This window comes from Streptomyces mexicanus (genome assembly GCF_902506575.1).
Lineage (GTDB): Bacteria > Actinomycetota > Actinomycetes > Streptomycetales > Streptomycetaceae > Streptomyces > Streptomyces mexicanus.
Window position 1 is genome coordinate 3,112,235 of record NZ_LR732544.1, and the last position, 21,050, is coordinate 3,133,284.

18 protein-coding genes and 1 pseudogene are annotated in these 21,050 nt (G+C 73.7%); 6 read left to right on the forward strand and 13 right to left on the reverse strand.

Going from position 1 to position 21,050, the window contains the following annotated elements:
• Positions 1–91: 91 nt before the first annotated feature.
• The 3 genes from GV126_RS13875 to GV126_RS13885 all read left to right on the forward strand — a co-directional run bounded on the left by GV126_RS13875 (position 92) and on the right by GV126_RS13885 (position 2,743).
• A complete protein-coding gene (locus GV126_RS13875; protein ID WP_159666246.1) occupies positions 92–1,183 on the forward strand; it encodes a Gfo/Idh/MocA family oxidoreductase in 1,092 nt (363 codons plus the stop codon).
• Positions 1,180–1,677 (forward strand): heme-degrading domain-containing protein, encoded by a 498-nt coding sequence (locus GV126_RS13880; RefSeq protein WP_159666249.1) that lies wholly within the window; start codon positions 1,180–1,182, stop codon positions 1,675–1,677. The genes GV126_RS13875 and GV126_RS13880 overlap by 4 nt, the downstream gene beginning before the upstream one ends.
• Positions 1,678–1,864: 187 nt before the next feature.
• Entirely contained in the window at positions 1,865–2,743 is an 879-nt protein-coding gene (locus GV126_RS13885; RefSeq protein WP_159666252.1) for an LLM class F420-dependent oxidoreductase, read from the forward strand.
• Positions 2,744–2,885: 142 nt separating this feature from the next.
• On the opposite strand, the gene GV126_RS13890 is transcribed toward GV126_RS13885, so the two are convergent.
• From GV126_RS13890 to GV126_RS13905, 4 genes are all read right to left on the reverse strand, one after another.
• Entirely contained in the window at positions 2,886–3,743 is an 858-nt protein-coding gene (locus GV126_RS13890) for a fumarylacetoacetate hydrolase family protein (RefSeq protein WP_159666255.1), read from the reverse strand.
• Between the two features lie 150 nt (positions 3,744–3,893).
• Entirely contained in the window at positions 3,894–4,619 is a 726-nt protein-coding gene (locus GV126_RS13895) for a YidC/Oxa1 family membrane protein insertase (RefSeq protein WP_159666258.1), read from the reverse strand.
• 148 nt (positions 4,620–4,767) lie between these two features.
• Positions 4,768–5,088, reverse strand: a complete 321-nt coding sequence (locus tag GV126_RS13900; RefSeq protein WP_185946646.1) for a DUF6412 domain-containing protein — start codon at positions 5,086–5,088, stop codon at positions 4,768–4,770.
• Between the two features lie 50 nt (positions 5,089–5,138).
• A complete protein-coding gene (locus GV126_RS13905; protein WP_185946645.1) occupies positions 5,139–5,678 on the reverse strand; it encodes a winged helix-turn-helix transcriptional regulator in 540 nt (179 codons plus the stop codon).
• Between the two features lie 411 nt (positions 5,679–6,089).
• Here GV126_RS13905 and GV126_RS13910 point away from each other — a divergent pair, with 411 nt between their 5' ends.
• Positions 6,090–7,460, forward strand: a complete 1,371-nt coding sequence (locus GV126_RS13910; protein ID WP_438947877.1) for an MFS transporter — start codon at positions 6,090–6,092, stop codon at positions 7,458–7,460.
• On the opposite strand, the pseudogene GV126_RS13915 reads toward GV126_RS13910, so the two are convergent.
• From GV126_RS13915 to GV126_RS13925, 3 genes and pseudogenes are all read right to left on the reverse strand, one after another.
• Positions 7,432–7,893, reverse strand: a pseudogene (locus tag GV126_RS13915) (DUF2267 domain-containing protein); the annotation flags it as partial. The gene GV126_RS13910 and the pseudogene GV126_RS13915 overlap by 29 nt on opposite strands.
• A gap of 103 nt (positions 7,894–7,996) precedes the next feature.
• The gene (locus GV126_RS13920; protein ID WP_185946641.1) at positions 7,997–8,416 is read right to left on the reverse strand and encodes an Hsp20/alpha crystallin family protein; all 420 of its coding nucleotides are present in this window, start codon (positions 8,414–8,416) and stop codon (positions 7,997–7,999) included.
• 272 nt (positions 8,417–8,688) lie between these two features.
• Positions 8,689–9,162 (reverse strand): carboxymuconolactone decarboxylase family protein, encoded by a 474-nt coding sequence (locus tag GV126_RS13925; RefSeq protein WP_159666267.1) that lies wholly within the window; start codon positions 9,160–9,162, stop codon positions 8,689–8,691.
• Positions 9,163–9,512: 350 nt separating this feature from the next.
• Here GV126_RS13925 and GV126_RS13930 point away from each other — a divergent pair, with 350 nt between their 5' ends.
• On the forward strand, positions 9,513–9,818 hold the full coding sequence (locus GV126_RS13930; RefSeq protein WP_028421899.1) for a hypothetical protein: 306 nt from the start codon (positions 9,513–9,515) through the stop codon (positions 9,816–9,818).
• 190 nt (positions 9,819–10,008) lie between these two features.
• Here GV126_RS13930 and GV126_RS13935 read toward each other — a convergent pair whose 3' ends face one another.
• From GV126_RS13935 to GV126_RS13960, 6 genes are all read right to left on the reverse strand, one after another.
• Entirely contained in the window at positions 10,009–11,526 is a 1,518-nt protein-coding gene (locus GV126_RS13935) for an MFS transporter (protein ID WP_159666270.1), read from the reverse strand.
• 76 nt (positions 11,527–11,602) lie between these two features.
• Entirely contained in the window at positions 11,603–12,934 is a 1,332-nt protein-coding gene (locus GV126_RS13940) for a DUF445 domain-containing protein (RefSeq protein ID WP_236569983.1), read from the reverse strand.
• 269 nt (positions 12,935–13,203) lie between these two features.
• The gene (locus tag GV126_RS13945) at positions 13,204–13,986 is read right to left on the reverse strand and encodes a DUF1707 SHOCT-like domain-containing protein (RefSeq protein ID WP_159666272.1); all 783 of its coding nucleotides are present in this window, start codon (positions 13,984–13,986) and stop codon (positions 13,204–13,206) included.
• Positions 13,987–14,188: 202 nt separating this feature from the next.
• Complete coding sequence (locus GV126_RS13950; protein WP_236569984.1) at positions 14,189–15,295, reverse strand: ABC transporter ATP-binding protein; 1,107 nt, start codon at positions 15,293–15,295, stop codon at positions 14,189–14,191.
• Between the two features lie 24 nt (positions 15,296–15,319).
• Positions 15,320–16,276 (reverse strand): ABC transporter permease, encoded by a 957-nt coding sequence (locus GV126_RS13955; RefSeq protein ID WP_236569985.1) that lies wholly within the window; start codon positions 16,274–16,276, stop codon positions 15,320–15,322.
• Positions 16,277–16,328: 52 nt separating this feature from the next.
• Positions 16,329–17,114, reverse strand: coding sequence for an ABC transporter permease (locus GV126_RS13960; RefSeq protein ID WP_237331036.1), 786 nt, complete (start codon positions 17,112–17,114; stop codon positions 16,329–16,331).
• 1,467 nt (positions 17,115–18,581) lie between these two features.
• Here GV126_RS13960 and GV126_RS13965 point away from each other — a divergent pair.
• Positions 18,582–21,014 carry a transglycosylase domain-containing protein gene (locus tag GV126_RS13965; RefSeq protein WP_438947843.1) on the forward strand — a complete coding sequence of 811 codons (2,433 nt, stop codon included), beginning with the start codon at positions 18,582–18,584 and terminating at the stop codon, positions 21,012–21,014.
• Positions 21,015–21,050: the final 36 nt, after the last annotated feature.

Here is a 21,050-nt window from a genome sequence, read left to right on the forward strand (position 1 = left end):
CCCCTGGCGCCCGCCGTTCCCTTCCCGCTGCTCACGCCCCCATTGTCCCCCGCGCTTGCACTTCGGCAACAGCGTTGCGAAAGTGGGAGCCATGACTGGCCCCCACACTGGCACCCCCGACACTCCGCTCCGCGTCGGCCTCGTCGGCTACGGCCTCGCCGGCTCCGTCTTCCACGCCCCGCTGATCGCCGCGACCGAGGGCCTGGCCCTCGACACGGTCGTCACCTCGAACGAGGAACGGCGGGCGCAGGCCCGCGCGGAGTTCCCGGACGGCCGCCCGGCCGCCGGCCCCGGCGAGCTGTTCGCCCGCGCCGACGAGCTGGGCCTGGTCGTCATCGCCTCCCCGAACAAGACCCACGTCCCCCTCGCCACGGCCGCGCTGAAGGCCGGCCTGCCCGTCGTCGTCGACAAGCCGGTCGCGGGCACGGCCGCCGAGGCGCGCGGCCTCGCCGCCCTGGCCGAGGAGCGCGGGCTGCTGCTGTCCGTCTTCCAGAACCGCCGCTGGGACAACGACTTCCTGACCCTGCGCCGGCTGCTCGCGGACGGCGAGCTGGGCGAGGTGTGGCGGTTCGAGTCCCGCTTCGAGCGGTGGCGGCCGCGGCCCAAGGGCGGCTGGCGGGAGTCCGGCGACCCCGCAGAGATCGGAGGTCTGCTCTACGACCTGGGCAGCCACGTCGTCGACCAGGCCCTGGTCCTGTTCGGCCCCGTCACGCAGGTGTACGCCGAGTCGGTGATCCGCCGGGCGGGCGCCGAGGCCGACGACGACACCTTCCTGGCGCTCACGCACGCGAACGGTGTCCGCTCCCACCTGTACGTCTCCTCCACGGCGGCCCAGCTCGGCCCGCGCTTTCGCGTGCTCGGCTCGCGGGCCGGCTACGTCAAGTACGGCCTGGACCCGCAGGAGGCCGCGCTGCGGGAGGGCCGGCGCCCGGGCCCGGACGGCTGGGGCGCGGAGGACGAGTCCCTGTGGGGCCGGCTGGGGGCCGGTGAGTCCCCGGTGCCCGGCGGCGGCAGCCCCGTCCCGACCCTGCCGGGCGACTACCCGGCGTACTCCGCGGCCGTGGCCGCCGCCCTGCGCGGGGGCGCCCCGAACCCGGTCACCGCGCGGGAGGCGGCCGCCGCGCTGGACGTCCTGGAGGCGGCCCGCCGCTCGGCGCGCGACGGTGTGGCGGTGACGCTGTGACCCGGCAGCCCGCGTCCTCCCCGGCCCCGGATTCCGCCCCCGGCATCGAGGAACTCCAGGAGCAGGAACGCCGCCTGGTCTTCGACCGGTTCACCCACGACGACGCCTGGGCGCTGGGCACCTTGCTGGTGGAGCTGGCGCGCGAGCGGCGGGCGCCGGTCGCCGTCGACATCCACCGCGCCGGCCAGCAGCTCTTCCACGCGGCCCTGCCCGGCTCCACCCCGGACAACGACGCCTGGATCGCCCGCAAGCGCCGGGTGGTGGAGCGCTACGGCTGCGCCTCCTACCTGGTGGGCGCCCGGTTCCGCGCCAAGGGCACGACCTTCGAGGAGTCCTCCCGGCTGGACCCGGACACCTACGCCGCCCACGGCGGCTCCTTCCCGATCACCGTGCGGGACGTCGGCGTGATCGGCGCGGTCACGGTCTCGGGCCTGCCGCAGGTGGAGGACCACCGGCTGGTGGGGGAGGCCCTGGAGAAGTTCCTGGACCGCTAGGCGCCCGGAGAGGTTCCTGGCCCGCCGGCCGGCCGACGCCCGACCGCCCCCCGACCGGCGGCCGACCGGGGGCTCACCGGACCGATCCGGTGACCCGCCGGGGAATTACCGGCCCGCGCCCTCCGGTTGGGGTTGGCTGTACGGGAAGTGATCACGTGCACCACCCCGCCCGGAGGGAACGGAACCGATGAGCGACACAGGAACCCCACTGAAGGAGCAGGTCGGACGGTACGGCCTCTGGAGCATCGGCCTGCGCTCGGAGGACCCGGCGCAGCGCGGCGCGATCGCCGAGGCCGCCGCCGAGCTGGAGGAGCTGGGGTACGGCGCCGTATGGCTCGGCGGCAACAGCACCCCGCGCAACGCCGCCCCGCTGCTGGAGGCGACGTCGAGGCTCAGGGTCGGCACCAGCATCCAGAGCATCTGGCAGCTCGACGCCGAGGCGAGCGCCGCCGGGTACGCCGAGCTGGAGGCGGCCCCCCCCGGCCGTTTCGTGCTGGGTCTGGGCGTGAGCCACGCCAAGCTCGCCGACCAGTACCGCCGCCCGTACTCGGCGATGGTCGGCTACCTGGACGCCCTGGACGCGGCCGGGGTCCCCGCCGGGCGCCGGGTGCTGGCCGCGCTCGGCCCGAAGATGCTGAAGCTGTCCCGGGACCGGGCGGCGGGCGCGATCCCGTACCTGGTCACGCCGGAGCACACCGCGCGGGCCCGGGAGATCCTGGGCGCGGGCCCGCTGCTGGCGCCGGAGTTCAAGGTGGTCCTGGAGCAGGACCCCGACCGGGCCCGTACGACCGCCCGGAACTACCTGGCGATGTACCTGGAGCTGCCGAACTACACCGACAACTTCCTGCGCCTGGGCTTCACCGAGGACGACGTCCGGGACGGCGGCAGCGACCGGCTCGTCGACGCGGTGTTCGCCTGGGGCGAGGAGTCCCGGATCCGCGACCGCATCGAGGAGTTCCACGCGGCGGGCGCCGACCACGTGGCGATCCAGGTGGTGACGGACGACCAGGACCGCGACGCCCTGCCGAGGCAGGAATGGCGCAGGCTGGCCGCCGTCCTCGGGTGACCGGGGACCCGCTCCCCGGGCGGCGCAGGAAGGGCGCGGCGGTGCCGGCATGCGGCTCCGCCGCGTGGGCGTCCCGGGCCGCGACGGCGCGGCGGACACCACCACCGCCCCGGCGGTTGCGCGCCCTCCCGCGGCGGTGCGCTCACGCGTCCTTGAGCTGCTGCCGCTGCCGCCCGAGTCCGCCGACCTCCAGCTCGACCACGTCACCGGAGCGCAGGTACGGCTTCGGCTCGGGGTGCCCCATGGCCACGCCCGCCGGGGTGCCGGTGTTGATGACGTCGCCCGGGTAGAGGGTCATGAACCGGCTGACGTAGCGCACGACCTCGGCCACGGGGAAGATCTGCTCGGCGGTGGTGCCGTCCTGCTTCAGCTCCCCGTTGACCCACAGCCTCAGCGGCAGGTTCTGCGGGTCGGGCACCTCGTCGGCGGTCACCAGCCAGGGGCCGAGCGGGTTGAACGTCTCGCAGTTCTTCCCCTTGTCCCAGGTGCCGCCCCGCTCGATCTGGAACTCGCGCTCGGAGACGTCGTGCGAGACGGCGTACCCGGCGACGTGCGCGAGCGCGTCCTCGTGGGACTCCAGGTAGCGGGCGGTACGGCCGATGACGACCGCCAGCTCCACCTCCCAGTCGGTCTTGGTGGAGCCGCGCGGCACGAGCACGGTGTCGTAGGGGCCGACCACGGTGTCCGGGGCCTTGAAGAAGATCACCGGCTCGGCGGGCGGCTCGGCACCGGTCTCCCGGGCGTGGTCGTGGTAGTTCAGCCCGATGCACACGATCTTGCCGATCCGGGCCAGCGGCGGACCGATCCGCAGCCCGTCCGCGTCCAGCGCGGGCAGGTCCCCGGCGTCGGCGGCGGCCCGGATCCGGCCGAGCGCCGCGTCGTCGGCCAGCAGGGCGCCGTCGATCTCCGGGACGATGCCGGACAGGTCACGCAGGGTGCCTTCGGCGTCGAGCAGCGCCGGCCGCTCCGCCCCCGCCGTACCGACTCGCAGCAGCTTCATGATCCACATCTCCCTCGATCGCGGGCAGCCCGGCCGATGGACACGATCCGGTGCGGCGGACGCAGCCGTCGGAGGACTGGTCGATCCTCCAAGGTCGCCGTGCACGCCGCAAGACCCCGTTCACGTACTGGACCGTAGCCCCGGCCACGCTCAGCGGTAGAGGACGGCCCGTTCGACCGCGCTCCACGCCGTGCTGGTGACCACGTACAGCGCGGCGGCCAGCGGCACCACGGCCACGGTGACGAGCGTGGCGAAGGACATGAACGGCATGACCTTGCCGACGGCGCCGAGTCCGGGAAGCTGCTCGCCCCCGGTCAGCGCCGTGGCCGCGCCCTCGGCCATGGTCCGCCTGGTGCGGACGTAGTTGAAGCCGGCGACCACCGCCACGACCGCGAACAGTCCGACGTAGACCAGCCCGGACGCCCCGAAGACCCCGTCGTGCGCCAGCGCGTCGGCCCACCGCCCGCCGAGCGGCGCCGCCAGCAGCCGGTGGCCGAGCAGCCCGTTGGGGTCGCCGCCGATCGTGGTGCTGGAGAAGAGGTGGTAGAGCAGGAAGAACGCCGGCATCTGCAGCAGGCTGGGCAGGCAGCCCGAGAGCGGGGAGACCTTCTCCTCGGCGTGCAGGGCGAGCACCGCCTGCTGCAGCCGCTCGGGCTCCTTGCGGTGCTTCCTGCGCAGCTCGGCGATCCGCGGCTGGAGCGCGGCCCGGGCCTTCTGCCCGCGGGCGGCGGCCCTGGAGAGCGGGTGGACCAGCAGGCGGACGAGCGCGGTGAACAGGACGATCGCGGCGGCGGCCGCGGAGGCGTGGAAGAGCGGCTGGAGCAGGTCGGCGAGGTGTTCGACCAGGCGTGCGAAGACCGAGAAGAAGACGGACATGGATGAGCCCTCCGGGGGTCTCGTCTGCGGCAGGGCGCGACACGTCCTCATGCGAGGAGACGCGCGCGGGTCAGGACATGGCGGCAGGACGAGCCGACCCGCGCGGGGCACGCGACGGAGGGGTGTGGACCGGGTTCGGTGGCGTGCCCTACGCGGCGACGGTCGCCGGAAGGGCGCGTCCGGGCGCTCGGGGCCGTCGCCGGCCGGGGGCGTCGGGATCGCGCTGCGGCAGGAAGGCCGTACGCCGGGCCCGGTCGCGGATGGCGGTGCGCACCCGGGTGGGCGGGACGGCGGGAGCGTGGCGCGCGGCGAACAGCGCGCAGGTGACGAGGGCGGCCTGGGCGGCGGCGGTCGCGGCGAGGGCGACGGTGGCGGCGAGGCCGCCGGAGTCGAGCAGCGCGAGTTGCACGATCAGCAGCAGGAGCAGCAGCACGGGCGCGAGCCGCGCGACGACCCGTTCACGGATCACGACGGCCCCTCCCCTCACTCGCTGCCTCCCGCTGATCTGACTCTTACCGGTTATACCTGACCCACGGGATCGATCTGCAGGGGCTCCAGGAGCCGCTTCGGCTTCAGCAGCGCCCGGCTGACCGGATCCGCCGGGTTCGGATCGAGTCCGGGTCCCGGCTCCATGAGGACATCCTGGACGGGCACGACGGTTCCGCAGGCGGGGCACTCGCCGTACGGCCCGAGTTCGGTGCCGCAGTCGGCGTGCCGGAAGAAGCGCAGCTGCGCGGTGTCGGTGAAGTGCTGGCGCCCCCACAGCCCGAGGGCGCGCAGGGCGGGCCACAGGGCGATCCCGCGGTCGGTGACGACGTACTCGTCCCGGGGCGGCGACTGCTGGTAGCGCCGCTTTTCGAGGATCCCCTCCGCGGTCAGCGTCTGGAGCCGGGCGGCGAGGACCGCGCGCGGGATGCCGAGGTGGGCCAGGAAGTCGTTGTAGCGCCGGATGCCGTAGAGCGCGTCGCGGACGACGAGCAGCGTCCACCGCTCGCCGACGACCTCCAGCGCGCGGGCGATCGAGCACTCCTGCGTCACGTAGTCCTTGCCCAGTGCCATGGCATCCACTGTAGCCACTTTCCCGCCTTTCGGTTCAGTCATCGAACCAACGGTGCTACGGTGAGCGGAGTCCCAGAGTTCAATCACCGACCCGGGGACGGCGGTCGGTCGTCTCCCGCCGAAGGAGACGGCAGCCGCCCCTCCCACCGAAGGACAGGTCGACAGGTCATGACCGCACTCGACTCCCCGCATCCCGCCTCCGCCCCGCACCCGGGCTCCGCCCCGGACCACCCGCCCGCCACCGCGCTGGCGCCGGGTCCACGGGAAAGGAATCCGCAGGAAAGCAGTCCGCAGGAAAGCAGTCCGCAGGCGAGGAACCGGCGGGAACACGAGAGGACCCACACCCGGGACGCACCCCCGCGCCCCGTCGCCACCTTGGCCGTGACCAGCGCGGCCACGGCCGTGGCCCTGATGGCGTACACCGCGCCGATGGTCACGCTCCCCGGCACCGCGGCCGCCCTGCACACCTCCGTATCGGCCCAGGCATGGCTGCTCAACGGCACCCCGCTGGGCCTGGCGGCCCTCCTGCTGGTCGCCGGCAGCCTGGCCGACGACCACGGCCGCCGCCGCGTCTTCCTGGCCGGCACGCTGGCCTTGGGCCTGACCACGGTCCTGGGGGCGCTGACCACCTCCACCTGGCAGTTCACGCTGGCCCGGATCGCCCAGGGCGCGGCGAGCGCGGCCCTGCTGGCCAGCAGCCTCGGTCTGCTCGTGCACGCCTTCCCGACCCCGCGCGGCCGGCTCCACGCGACCGGTGTGTGGGGCGCCTTCGTCAGCGGCGGCATCGCGGTCGGCCCGCTGATCGCGGGCGCCCTGCCCAGCTGGCGGTCGGCATACGGGGCGCTCGGCGCGGCGGCCCTGGTCGTCGCCGCGTTCGGGACGCGCGTCCTGTCGGAGTCGCGCGCCCCACGGGGCGGCCGCCCCGACGTGCTGGGTGCCCTGACCTTCGGCATGGCCCTGGTCGCCCTGGTGGCGGCGGTGACGCTGGGCCGCGACGGCTGGCTGCGCCCGCCGGTGGGACTGCTGCTGCTCGCGGCCGTGCTCCTGGTCGGGGTGTTCGCCCTGGTGGAACGCCGCACCGCGACCCCGATGATCGACCTGTCCCTGCTGCGCCACCCGCCCTTCCTGGCGTCCTCGGCGGGCGGCCTGTTCACGGGCCTGGCGGTGATCGGCCTGTTCAGCTTCCTGCCGGCGCTGCTCCAGCAGACCCTGCACCTGTCCGCGATGGCCACGGCCTGGCTGCTCCTGCTCTGGTCCGGGCTGAGCTTCGCCGTCGCCCTGCTGGCACGGCACCTGGCGGGCCGCCTGAGCGCCCGCCGCCAACTGGCCCTGGGCTTCGCGCTGCACACGGTCGGCGTCCTGACGATGCTGGGCGCGGTCGGCGCCGGCTCCTGGCCGCGCCTGCTGCCGGGTCTGCTGGTGGGCGGCATCGGCAGCGGCCTGCTGAACGCGGCCCTGCCGCTGGTGGCGGTGGAGTCCGTACCGCCCGAGCGGGCGGCGATGGGCTCCGGCGCCCAGCAGACCTTCCGCTACATCGGCTCCTGCGCGGGCGTCGCCCTGACCATCGCCCTCGCCACCTCGACGGACAGCCTGGCCCGGGGCGCGAACGTGGCCATCGTGGTATCGGCGGCCCTGGCAGTGGTGGGCGCGCTCCTGGTGCTAGCCAGGGGCTCAGTTCCGCGCGCCCGAAGAGGAGGGCGTAGCCCGCGGGGAGTTGGGCGAGGATGCGGGTCAGCAGGTCCGTGTCGATCGTGTCGGCCAGGACGCTCAGGACCGAGCTGACGTCCCAGCGGGCCGTGGCCGGGGTGGAGCCCTCGATGCGGGCGGCCACCGCTTCGACGAACTCCGCGGCGGTCAGGGGGTGGGTGACCGGGATCTGGGAGGCGATCACGCGGGCGGCCTCCTCGGGCAGGGTGTGGGCCAGGTCCACGCGTTCGTCGCCGGTGACGTGGCCGCCGAGGGCCGACAGGACGATACGGGTGACGCGTTCGGCCTCCGCTCTCGTCGGGTACTGGCCGGCTTGCTTCACCCGCTCGGTCAGGTCCCTCCACTCGCGTCCGTCGCCGCGCGCTCTGCGGGGCGCGGCCGGGTCGAAGACCGGCCCGCCGTGCGGGAGCGGGGCGGCGGACATCGTCGCCGACGGCGCCGTGGGCATCGTGACGCTGGGCATGGTCACGCGCGGCACCGTGACGCTGGGGACCGTCGTCGCGGTCATGTGTGCGGGTCCTCCTCCGGGTGCGTTCGGGCATGGCCGCGTCCCGCGGCGGGGTACCGGAACCGCGGGACGCCTTCCTGGAGTGGTCGGTCGGGGCGGTGGTTCAGCTGCTGATCTGCTTGCGTTCGCCGCCGCCGGTGATCTGGATCTTGCGCGGCTTGGCCTGCTCGGCCACCGGGATGCGCAGCGTGAGGACGCCGGCGTCGTACGAGGCGTCGATGCGTTCGGTGTCCAGTGTCTCGCCGAGGAACAGCTGGCGGGTGAAGGTGCCCGTGGGGCGTTCCGCGACGATCATCTCCGCGCCCTCGGGGGCGGGGGACGTGCGCTCGGCGCGGACGTTCAGCACGTTGCGCTCGACGTCGAGGTCGATGGTCTCCGGGTCGACCCCGGGCAGGTCGAAGTGGACGACGAACTCGTCACCCGACCGGTAGGCGTCCATCCCCATCGCTCCGGGGCGGGTCGGGCCGAAGACCTGCTGCGTGAGGCGGTCGAGCTCACGGAACGGGTCGGAGCGCATGAGCATCACAGGTCACTCCTTTCATGAGGCGCTCTGTGCGATGCCCTACGACTGTTTATATAGCTCGAAGGATGAAACTTGACAAGCCCCGACTCAGGTTTCGCCTCGGGTGTGTTCCGGTGGCCAGAAGGGCCGTTCGTTCGCTGGTCAGGCGGGCCGTGTCGGATACGGCCGTGGCCCGGCTCTTCGCGAGCCGGGCCACGCGGGGCGGAGACGGCAGGGGGTGGGCCGCGGGTCGGGCAGGGGGGCAGGGACGGCAGCGGCCGGGACAGCAGGGGTCAGGAGAACATCCCCGGCTGGTAGTCGCCGGCCGGGGTCCGGACGAGGACGTTGAGGCGGTTGTAGGCGTTGATGAGGGCGATCAGGCTCACCAGCGCGGCCAGCTGATCCTCGTCGTAGTGCTTGGCGGCGTTCTCCCACACCTCGTCGCTGACCCCGCCCGCGGCGTCGGCGATGCGCGTGCCCTCCTCGGCCAGCTCCAGCGCGGCGCGCTCCGCCTCGGTGAAGACCTTCGCCTCCCGCCAGGCGGCGATCAGGTTCAGGCGCACGGCCGTCTCGCCTGCCGCCGCGGCGTCCTTGGTGTGCATGTCGGTGCAGAAGCCGCAGCCGTTGATCTGGCTGGCGCGGATCTTCACCAGCTCCTGGGTCGAGGCGGGCAGGCCCGAGTCCGCCAGGACCTTGCCGGCGGCGTTGATGCGCCGCAGGAACTGGTTCGCGAGGTCGTTGCCGAAGAGGTTGAGACGCGGTTCCATCGAGGGCTCCTGTTCGGGTGTCGCCTGCGGTCCCGCCTGCGCGTCCGCTTGTGGTGGCGCCTGCGGCTTCGGCTGCGGCCTCGGCTGCGGCTGCGGCTGCGGTGTCGTCTGCGGTTCCGCTTGCGTTTTTTCGGTTCGGTTCGCGCTGCCGTTGTGGCCTCGCACCCGTACGACGGAGCCGGGCGGCGAAGTGTGACGGGCCCGCACGGGCAAGCCGGTGTGATGTACGTCTCATTGTGCGCGGGTGGGTGAGGCAGTGCCCGTGGGGTGCGCGTTCGACCGTCGGACGTGCGCGTTAGCCTCAGCCTGTTCGACTCTGCGGAAGCCGGGAGGCAGTGATGGCGCAGGTTCTGGCGAAGGTTCCGACGGCGGCGGTCGCCGCGAGCGGGCTCGTCGGTGGGTACGGCGTGGCGCGCTGGACGAAGAAGCGGCAGCTGGGCGGGGCCGTGCTGGCCGTCGCCGGGGCCGCGGCCGCCCAGCAGTGGCGGAAGCAGGCGGGCGGCAAGGCGGCCGGGGCGCTCACCGCCGCGTACGTCGCCGCGTTCGCCGGATCGCATCCGCTGGCCAAGAAGGTGGGCGCCTGGCCGTCGGTGTTCGGGGTCGCGGGCGCGGTCGCCCTGGCCTCCTGGGCCGTCGCCGACCGCCGCGGCGCCTGACGAGCGTCTGACGGGCGCACTGGCGGGTGCCTGACGGGCGCCTACGGCTGCCTGCGGGTGCCTGACGGGCGTCTGCGGGCGCCTGGCAGGCACCTGGCGAGCGTCCGACGGACATCCGACAGGCGTCCGACGGGTGCTTGACCACCGATGCGGCAGCAGACGACCCCCGCGACACCGACCGCCGCCCCCCTCACGCCGGGCTCGACGAGGGCGGCGGTGACGGCGGGGATGGTGGCGACGCCTGCCCTGCCTTCTTCGTCACCGCCGTCAGCGGCTTGGCGATGTCCTCCAGGGAGCGGCGTTCGGCCTTGACCGCGAGGAAGGCGGCGACCAGGCCGGCCGCGCACATCAGCGCGGCGCCGATGGAGAAGGCGAGCACCGTGTCGCCGACCTTGCCCGTTCCGGTGAGGTCGGCGAAGAGCATCGGGCCGCTGATGCCGCCGGCCGCCGTGCCGAGGGCGTAGAAGAAGGCGATGGACATCGCCCTGGTCTCCATCGGGAAGATCTCGGAGACGGTCAGGTAGGCGCTGGAGGCGCCCGCCGAGGCGAAGAACAGCACCACGCACCAGCAGGCCGTCAGCGTGGTCGCGCTGAGCGAGCCGCGGCCGAACAGCCAGGCCGTGCCGAACAGCAGCAGGCCCGACAGCAGATACGTCGAGGAGATCATCACCCGGCGGCCGACGGTGTCGAAGAGCCTGCCCAGCAGCAGCGGGCCGAGGAAGTTGCCGACCGCGATGACGGCGAAGTAGTAGCCGGTGTGGTCGGCGGGGATGTCGAAGAACTTGGTCAGGATGGCGCCGAAGCCGAAGGTGATGGCGTTGTAGAGGAACGCCTGGCCGATGAAGAGGGCGAAGCCGAGCGTGGCCCGCTTGGGGTAGTCGGCGAAGACGGTGCGGCCGATCTCCAGGAAGGAGACGGTGCGGCGCTGGTGGATGGTGATCTCGCCGTGGGCGGGGGGCAGCGGCCCGTCCTGCTTCGACTCGATCTGGCGTTCGATCCCGGACACCACCTCCTCCGCCTCGCCGTCCCGGCCGTGGATCAGCAGCCAGCGCGGGCTCTCCGGGACGTGCCGGCGCACCAGCAGGATCACCAGCGCGAGGACGGCGCCGAGCGCGAACGTCAGCCGCCAGCCCACGTCGGCGGCGAGGAAGTCGGTGTTCAGCGCGAGGATCGACAGCAGCGAGCCGCCGACCGCGCCCAGCCAGAAGCTGCCGTTGATGATCAGGTCGACGCGGCCGCGATAGGCCGCGGGGATCAGTTCATCGATCGCGGAGTTGATGGCCGCGTACTCGCCGCCGATGCCGAAACCGGTCAGGAAGCGGAAGAGGAAGAACCACCACGACTGGAACGAGACGGCCGTCAGGGCCGTGGCCGCCAGATACACCGCCAAGGTGATCATGAACAGTTTCCTGCGGCCGAACCGGTCGGTCAGCCGCCCCCAGAACAGCGCGCCACTGCACGCGCCAGCGACATAGAGGGCCGCCGCCACACCCGTCACCTGGGAGGAGGTGATCGCCAGTCCGCTGCCGGGCTCGGACAGCCGGCCCGCGATGTTGCCGACGACCGTGACCTCCAGGCCGTCCAGGATCCACACCGTCCCCAGGCCGATGACGATGGTCCAGTGCCAGCGCGACCACGGGAGGCGGTCGAGTCTGGCGGGGATGTCGGTGGTCACGGTGCGGCCGGTCGCCGCGTCTGCGGTGGTCATGGGCTCCCTCCTCATCGAGTGGAACGCCAGGACGGGTGCCCGGGATACGGCCCGGTCACGCACCGCAGCAGGCCGCCTACGCCCCCAGCACCCGCGTCACCGTGTAGATCAGCAGCCCCGCCAGGGAGCCGACCACCGTGCCGTTGATGCGGATGAACTGCAGGTCCCGGCCGATGTGCGCCTCGATCTTGCGGGTGGTGTGCTCGGCGTCCCAGCCCGCCACCGTGTCGGTGATCAGGGAGGTGATCTCCTTGCGGTACGTCGTCACCACGTACACCGCCGCGCCCTCCACCCAGCGGTCCACCTTGCCCTGCGCCTTGGGGTCCTCGGCCATCCGCGAGCCCAGGGACAGCAGGGAGGCCCGGACCCGCAGGCGCAGCTCGCTGCGCTCGTCCTCCGCCGCCGCGACGATCATGGACCGTACGGCGGTCCAGGCCGAGGCGATCAGGTCCTGCACCTCGCCGCGGCCCAGCACCTCGCCCTTGAGGCGCTCGACCCGGGCCCGGGTGTCGCCGTCGGACTGCAGGTCGGAGGCGAAGTCGGTGAGGAAGCGGTCCAGGGCGCCGCGCGCGGGGTGGCTGGGCATGTCCCGCATCTCGGTGACGAAGCGCAGCAGCTCCTTGTAGACGCGCTCGCCGACCTTGCGGTCCACGAACTTCGGCGTCCAGCCCGGCGCCCCGCCCTGCACGGCGTCCATCACCGAGTCGCCGTGCAGCACCAGCCAGTCGTGCGCGCGGGAGACCACCAGGTCGACGACGCGCCGGTGACCGCCGTCGGCGACGATCTTCTCCAGCATCTTGCCGAGACCGGGCGCGATCTCCTGCGCGCCCGCCCGGCGCGTGATCGCCTCCCCGACCACCGCCTGCACGTCCGAGTCGCGCAGCACGGTCAACGCGCCGCGCAGCGCCGTGGCCAGCTCCGCGGTCACCCGGTCGGCGTGCTCCGGCCGGGCGAGCCAGGCCCCCAGCCGGCTGCCGATACCGACGGCGCGCAGCCGCTGGCGTACGACGTCCTCGGAGAGGAAGTTCTCGCCGACGAACTCCCCCAGCGAGACGCCCAGCTGATCCTTCTTGGTGGGGATGATCGCGGTGTGCGGGATGGGCAGGCCCAGCGGGTGGCGGAAGAGGGCGGTGACCGCGAACCAGTCGGCGAGGGCGCCGACCATGCCGGCCTCGGTGGCCGCGGCGACATAACCCGCCCAGGCGCCGGCGCCGGCGTGCTGGGCCACCTTGGCCAGGACGTAGACCACCGCCACGAACAGCAGCAGCGCGGTCGCCGTCAGTTTCATCCGGCGCACGCCACGGCGGCGCTGCTCGTCGGCCGGGCTGAAGACGGTCATGGCGCGGTGCGAGACGGCTGCCGCCGCCGCGTCCGGGCCGGCCTGCGGACTCGTCGTCGTTCGTTCCATCCACTCCACCCGTTCGGTGATCGCCCCGCTCGGTGATCGCGTCGTTCGGTGATCGCGCCGTTCGGTGATCGCCCTGCTCGGTGATCGCGTACACGTCCCGCACACAATTGTCCCTTGCTGACCGACTCCCGGGACGGGAGGGGAGTTCCCGGCACCGCCGGAAAAGGGGACGAAAAGGGTGCGAAGGGGGAGGAAACGAAAAGAAAGAGGAAGCGGAGGCTAGGACGGGTGAGCGGGCACCAGCGCCGGAAGCGGCCCTGGTGACGGCGCTACCGGTCCTCCCAGTGCTCCTCCCGCCGGAAGACCCGGTCCTGCCGGCGCTCCTCGCGGCGGGCGGCGTGCAGCTCGCGGCGCTGGGCCCGGCGCTCCAGCTTTTCCCGGCGGGCCTCCTCCTTCTGGCGCAGGCGTTCGGCCTTGGTCAGCTTGCGCTCGACGCCCACGCCGCCCCAGAAGGCGAACCCGGTGACGACCACGCGCGGAGCACCCGGCTCCCCCGGTACGCCCTCCTCGCGGTGGTCGAAGCCGCCCATGATGCCGATGCCGCGCACGACCACCTCGACGCCGGGCGGCACGATCACCTCCACCCCGCCCATGATCGCGACGCAGTTGATCTCGACCTCGCCGTCGGCGAAGTTCGCCTCGCGCAGGTCGATCTCCCCGCCGCCCCAGAAGGCGAAGCAGGTGAACCGCTTGGGCACGGTCCAGGTGCCCTTGCGCTGGAAGCCGGACATGATGGCGACGGCCCACGACGAGGAGCCCTCGCCGCCGACGACGCGGCCGCCCCAACCGCCGCCCGGCACCGCTTCCTTGCGCAGGGACACGGCGGGGTCGGTTCCGGAGAACGTCCCGGGAGCCGTCGCGTGCCGCCCGGCCGGCAGGTCGCGCGTGAGCGGCGTCAACTCCCCGTACGTGCGCGCCTTGTAGGCGGCCTCCAGCCGCTCCTCGAACTCCTCCATGTCCAGACGCCCCTCGGCCAGGGCGTCCCGCAGGACCTCGGCGACTCGTTCGCGGTCGGCGTCGGACGCACGCAGTTCCGGGGCTTCGTCGGTCATGGGCAGCAGCGTACGAGGTCGCCGCACGCAAGACGAGGTCGTCGACCGGAGGCCGGGGATCCACATCCGGGCCCCGCGCCCCCGACACTCCCCCGACACGGAAAGCTGCTTCCGGCCATGAGAAGCGGCTCCCGGCCTGGGGAGGCCGCTCCCGGACAGGTGAAGCTCCCGGCCCGGGGAGGCCGCTTCCGGCCCAGAGAGGCTACGAGGCCGTTCGTTCCGCCCCGCCGGTCGCGCCCTGCGCGTACATCCGGGCGATCACGGCCTCGATGTCCGGCTCCCGCACCGACAGGTCCACCAGCGGGCAGCGGTCCGCGATCCGGGCCACCAGCGGCGCCGCCGACTCGGCCGCCGGGAACGCCAGCCACTGCCGGGGCCCCTCGACGCGCACCACGCGCGCGGGCGGCACCTCGATGGGCGGCAGCTCGCGCTCCAGGTCGACCACCAGGACGCGTTCGCTCCCGCCCGCCGCGTGCAGCCCGGCCAGCGCGCCGTCGTACATCAGGCGGCCGTGGTCGATGACCATCACCCGCGAGCACAGCTGCTCGATGTCCTGCAGGTCGTGGGTGGTCAGCAGCACGGTCGTACCGCGTTCGGCGTTCAGGTCCTTCAGGAACGCGCGGACCTTGGCCTTGCTGATCACGTCCAGGCCGATGGTGGGCTCGTCCAGGTAGAGGACGTCCGGGTCGTGCAGGAGGGCCGCCGCGATGTCGCCGCGCATGCGCTGGCCGAGCGACAACTGGCGTACCGGGACGTCCAGCAGGTCGGCCAGTTCGAGGAGTTCGACGCAGCGGTCGAGGTTCTCCCGGTAGCGGGCGTCGGGGATGCGGTACATGCGGTGCATCAGCCGGTAGGAGTCGATCAGCGGCAGGTCCCACCACAGGGTCGTCCGCTGCCCGAACACCACCCCGATGCGCTGTGCCAGGCGCGTCCGCTCGCGCGCGGGGTCGATGCCGGCCACCCGCAGCCGGCCGCCGCTCGGGGTGAGGATGCCGGTGAGCATCTTGATCGTCGTCGACTTGCCCGCGCCGTTGGGGCCGATGTAGCCGACCATCTCGCCGCGCGCCACGCGGAAGGAGATCCCGTCGACCGCCCGCACCTGCCGCCGCTCGCGCCTGAGGAACCCGGTCCGCTTGCGCACGTCGAAGACCTTCTCGACCCGGTCGAGTTCGATGAACCCCTCGCCCGGCTTCCGGTCCGGCGCCTCGCTCAGCCCCTCGCCGGGTCGCTCGCCCGGCCGCCCGGCCGACTCCTCGCCCGGCGCCACGCCCGTTCGCGGCTCTCCGCCCGGTCCGTCGTCCAGTTCCATCCTCCGCGTCCCTTCCGCGTCCGTTCAGCTTCCCGTACTGCGGTACGAGCGCAGCCCCGCCCGCCACGCCAGCCCCGCCAGCGCGCAGCAGACCGCCGCGACCAGCGGCGAGGCGAACGCCGTCCACCGCGGCAGCCCCAGCGGATACGGCCGCCCGAGCACGTAGGTGGCGGGCAGCCAGTTGACGAAGGCCAGTGGCAGCACGAACGTCACCCCGCGCACCAGCTCCTTCGCGAACACCGTCGGCGGGTACTGCAGCAGCGTGGTGCCGCCGTAGGTGAAGGCGTTCTGCACCTCGGAGGCGTCCTGCGCGGCGAACTGGAACGCCGCCCCGGCCACGAACACCGCGCAGAAGATCGCCCAGCCGCTCACCACCATCACCGGCACCAGCAGCACCTTCAGGGCCGTCCAGTGCACGTCGAGCGTGGCGAAGGCGTAGCCCAGCACCAGCGCGCCCTGCGTGACCCGGCCCAGCCGCCGCAGCGCGAACCGGTCGGCGGCGATTTGGGCGAGCACCGGGGCCGGACGCACCAGCAGCGTGTCCAGCGTGCCGTCGCGCACCCGCCGCCCCAGCCGGTCCATCGAGCCGATCGCGAGGTCGGCCAGGCCGAAGGAGACGCCGGACAGCCCGTAGAGGAAGGCGATCTCGGGCAGGGTGTAGCCGCCGAGCGCGTCCACGCGGGAGAACATCAGCAGGATCGCCACGAAGTCCAGCGCGGTCACCGCGAAGTTCCCGATCGTGGTCATGATGAAGGAGGCCCGGTAGGCCATCGTGGAGCGCAGCCACATCCCGGCGATCAGGCGGTAGGCCCGCAGCCCGTCCGCCACCCGGCTGCCGCCGCTGCCGGGCCCGCCCGCCGGCCGGTTGCCGCCGGTGCCACGCCCGTCCACCGGCCGGCTGCCGCCGCTGCCGGACCCGGCCGCACCGCACCCGTCCGTACGGCTGTCGCCCCCGTCCGTACGGTCTCTGCTCCCGCCCATACGGCTGCCGCGTCCGCCCGTACGGTCTCGGCGGCGTCCCGCGCCCGTGACCTCAGCCACCCTGGACCACCACCCGCCGGGTCGCCAGGGTCTGCAGCAGCCGGCCCAGCGCCAGCAGGGCCACCGCCCAGGCCAGCTGGAACGCGTAGGTGCCCAGCGGGTCGGCGCGGCCGAGCAGGACGTCGGCGGGGGCCTGCAGCAGCGAGGACCACGGCAGCACGCGGACGACCTCGCCGAGCGCGCCGGGGAAGACGTTCAGCGGCAGCAGCATCCCCGAGCAGAAGATCCCGGCCAGCGACGCCATCTGGACCATGCCGGTGCCGTCGAGCAGCCAGAACGCGCTGAGCGCCACCAGGAACCGCAGGGCGAAGCTGACCAGCATCGCGGAGAGCACCGTGCCGACGAAGGCCGCCCAGGTCACCGGGTCGGTGGGCAGCGCGACGGGGAAGAACAGCGCCCCGAACAGGAACGGGACGACGCCGCGGCCCAGCATCTGGAACATCGCCCGGCCCACGTCGGCCGCCAGCCACCACAGTTGCAGGTCGGCGGGCCGGTACAGGTCGACGGCGATGTCGCCCGTCCGGATCCGTTCCATCAGCTCGTCCTCGACGCCGCCACCGCCGATCGCGAGCGTGGACAGCAGTGCCTGCCCCAGCCACACGTACGTCACGGCCTGGGCCCGGTCGTACCCGCCCAGATGCGGCCGGACGTCCCACAGCGCGAGGTAGGTGTACACGAGGATGAGCCCGAACACCGTGTTGGTGAACACCCCGGCCGCCGTGGCCGCCCGATAGGTCGCGTACCGTCTGAATCCCCCCGCCGCGACGGCCGCGTACAACCGCCCAGCGCCCACGTCACGCCCTCCAAGGTCCGCCGACACCGAAGCGCAGGAGCCTAGTGCGCGCACGGCGCGGCGTGCCACGCGTTTTCCGGCCCGGCCGCGGCCAGAAGCAGGCCCGCGGCCGGAACCGGAACGCATGGTGCGACAGTCTTCATCCGGGGGCGCAGAAGGCGCTTGAGGGCGTACGGGAACGTACGACGCGAAACAGGAGTCCGTGCACGACATGAGCGACGAGCCGCAGCCTCGGGCCGAGGCGCAGCCGCCGACCGAGCCGCAGCCCGAGCCGCAGGCCGAGGCGCCGGGCGAGGCCCAGCCGCCGACCGAGCCGCAGGCGAGGGAGCCGCGCGACAGGGCCCAGCGGCCCGCACCGCGCCCGGCCGGCACCCCGGCCCGGCCCTCCGCCGCGGCGGGAGACAGCGGGGCGGCCCGGGAGACCCGGGAGACTCGGGACGCCCAGGACACCGGGGACACCCGGGACATCTGGGACCGCCGGGACACCAGGGACACCCGGGACGTCAGGAACGCGCAGGAGGGCCGCCGGGGTCAGGCCGTGGGAGGCCGCCACCACGGCGACGCCGACGACCGCGGCGACCGCGACGGCGGCAGCGACGGTGACCGCGACGGCGCGGCTGGGCGTCGGGCCGAGCCCCCGGCCGGACCCGGTGTCCGCGCCGGGGCCGAGCGGCGCGCCCAGGAACCGTCCCGGCGCGACGCCCGCGACGGGCGGCCGACCGAGACCTGGGGCGGACGGCCGGGCGAGCCCCGGGCCGGACGGCCGGCAGCGGCCGCGGCGGGAGACCGCGCGGGCACGCCGGGAGCCGCCGGAGCCGAGGGGACCGAGCGCACCGAGGGCACTGAGCGGGCCGGACGAGCCGAGCGAGCCGCCGGGCGCGGCGGTTCCGACGCGCCCGCGCGGGGCGGCGCGGGCGCGAACGCCGCCCCGGGCGGCCGGCCGAGCACGCCGGGACGGGGCACCGCCGCGGCAGCCGCCGCGGGCACCCGGGCAGGAGACGGCCCCGCAGGAAACGGCCCCGCAGGACGTACACCGGCGGAACGTACCGCCACCCGAAACACCACGGGAACCACCACCGGAAACAGCACCGGGACCGGCACCGGCCCCACCCGCGCGACCTTCGCCGCCTCCGGACCCTCCGGCGCCTCCGGAGCCTCCGGGGCCCGCAACGCCGAAGTCCCCGGAGGTCCTGAAGGCCCGGCAGGCCATGGCGGCCCCGCAGGCCGTGGGCGCCCCGGAGTCCCCGGAGCCGTCGACACACCCACCACCAAGATCACCGCCGTGTCCGCCACCGGAAGGACCCCCGGCACGACCGGAAGGACCCCCGGCACCCCCGGCCCGACCCGCCCCCCCCCCCCCCCCCCCGCGCCCGGCGGGCGGGTGGGCAGGCGGGGCCGGGCCAGGGGCGCCCGGGACGCGTCGCCCTCCGCGCCGCCCGCGCTCGCGGGGGCGTGCCGCCCCGCGCGGGGGTGGCCGGCGGCCCGGGTGTCGGCGGGGCCGGCCCCGGCGGGGGGGCCTGCGCGGGGGTTTTCGTCCGGGAGCGGGGGGCGCGGCGGCTGCTGCCCACCTGGCGCATGCTGCTCGGTGGGTTCATCACCGTCGTCGTGCTGGTGGTCGGCGCGTTCTTCGTCGGGTACTCCCTGGTGAAGATCCCGCCGGCCAACGCGCTGGCGATGAAGCAGGCCAACGTCTACCTGTACGCCGACGGCAGCGAGATCGCCCGCGACGGCGACATCAACCGCGAGAACGTCACCCTCGCCCAGATCTCCAAGGACGCCCAGCACGCGGTGCTCGCCGCCGAGGACCGCGACTTCTACACCGAGTCCGCCGTCGACCCGGTGGCGATGCTGCGCGCCGGCTGGAACACGGCCACCGGCAAGGGCAAGCAGTCCGGCTCCACGATCACCCAGCAGTACGTGAAGAACTACTACCTGGGCCAGGAGCAGACCGTCACCCGCAAGGTGAAGGAGTTCTTCATCGCGATCAAGCTGGACCACAGCAAGTCCAAGGACGAGATCCTCGAGGGCTACCTGAACACCAGCTTCTTCGGCCGCAACGCCTACGGCATCCAGGCCGCCGCCCGCGCCTACTACGGCATGGACGCCAAGGACCTCGACCCGGCCCGCGCCGCCTACCTCGCCGCGCTGGTCAACGCGCCCAGCGAGTACGACGTCGTCGCCCACCCCGAGAACAAGGCCGCCGCCGTCGCCCGCTGGAACTACGTCCTGGACGGCATGGTCAAGAAGGGCTGGCTCAGCGCCTCCGAACGGGCCGGGATGACGTTCCCGATGCCGAAGGAGGCCACCGTGCCCACCGGCATGTCCGGGCAGCGCGGCTACATCGTCCGCGCGGTGAAGGACTACCTCGACAAGAACAACATCCTCAGCGAGCAGGAGCTGGCCGCCGGCGGCTACCGCATCACCACCACCCTGCAGAAGAGCAAGCAGGACGCCTTCGTCAAGGCGGTCGACGACCGGCTGATGAGCAAGCTGGACAAGAAGAACAACAAGGTCGACCGCTACGTGCGGGCCGGCGGCGCCGCCATCGACCCCAAGACGGGCCAGGTCGTGGCCATGTACGGCGGCATCGACTACGTCCAGCAGTACACGAACAACGCCACCCGCCGGGACTTCCAGGTCGGCTCCACGTTCAAGCCGTTCGTGCTGGCCTCCGCCGTGCAGAACGGCTCCCGGACCCAGGACGGCCGCCCGATCACCCCGAACACCGTCTACGACGGCACCAACAAGCGGCCCGTGCGCGGCTGGACCGGCTACTACGCCCCGGAGAACGAGGACCAGCACTCCTACGGCAACATCACCGTCCGCGAGGCCACCGACAAGTCCGTCAACGCGGTCTACGCGCAGATGGCCGTCGACGTCGGCTCCGGCAAGGTGAAGGACACCGCGATCGACCTCGGCCTGCCGACCGACACCCCCGAGCTGATCGGCAGCCCGTCCATCGCGCTCGGCGTGGCCAGGGCCAGCGTCCTGGACATGGCCCAGGCCTACGCCACCCTCGCCGACCACGGCCGGCACGGCACGTACACCATCATCAAGAAGATCACCAAGGACGGCAGCCACGTGGTGGACCTGCCGGAGCAGGCCGCCTCCCAGGCCATCAGCCGCGAGGCCGCCGACACCACCACCTCCGTGCTGCGGTCCGTCGTGGAGAACGGCACCGCGACCGCCGCGCAGGCCGCCGGCCGGCCCGCCGCCGGCAAGACCGGCACCGCCGAGGAGGACACCGCGGCCTGGTTCGCCGGGTACACCCCCGACCTGGCCACCGTCGTCTCCGTGATGGGCCAGGACCCGCAGACCGCCGCCCACAAGTCGCTCTACGGCGCGCTGGGCCTGGACCGCATCAACGGCGGCGGCGCACCCGCGGAGATCTGGGCGCAGTTCACCCGGGACGCCCTGAAGGGCACCCCCGTGCACGACTTCGACCTCCAGCTGCAGGCCGGCGCCGACAAGGTGCAGCCGATCCCCGGCGACAGCACCTCGCAGGCGCCCGGCGCCGGCGAGTCGAGCACCGGCGACACCCCCGGCACGGACGCCACCGGCGGCCAGGACACCCAGGGGCAGCAGGGCCAGGACCAGGGGCAGACGCAGGGCCAGGGCCAAACGGGCGGCACCCCGGGCACCGGCACCGCCGGGACCGCCGGAGACACCGCCGGCGGCGGCACGCCTCCCACCGGCGGCACGGACACCGGCAGCACGGGCAACGGCGGCTCCACTCCCACCACCGGCGGCGGCACGGGCGCGGGCGGCACCGCGGGCAACGGCGGCTCCACCCCGACCACCGGCGGCACCGACGCGGGCGGCACCGCCGGCCCAGGGGGCACGGCCACCGGCCCGGGCACCGGCACCGGGGACGGGAACGGCTAGCGCGCCACCGCCCCGGCGCCGCCCGGGGAAGGCGAC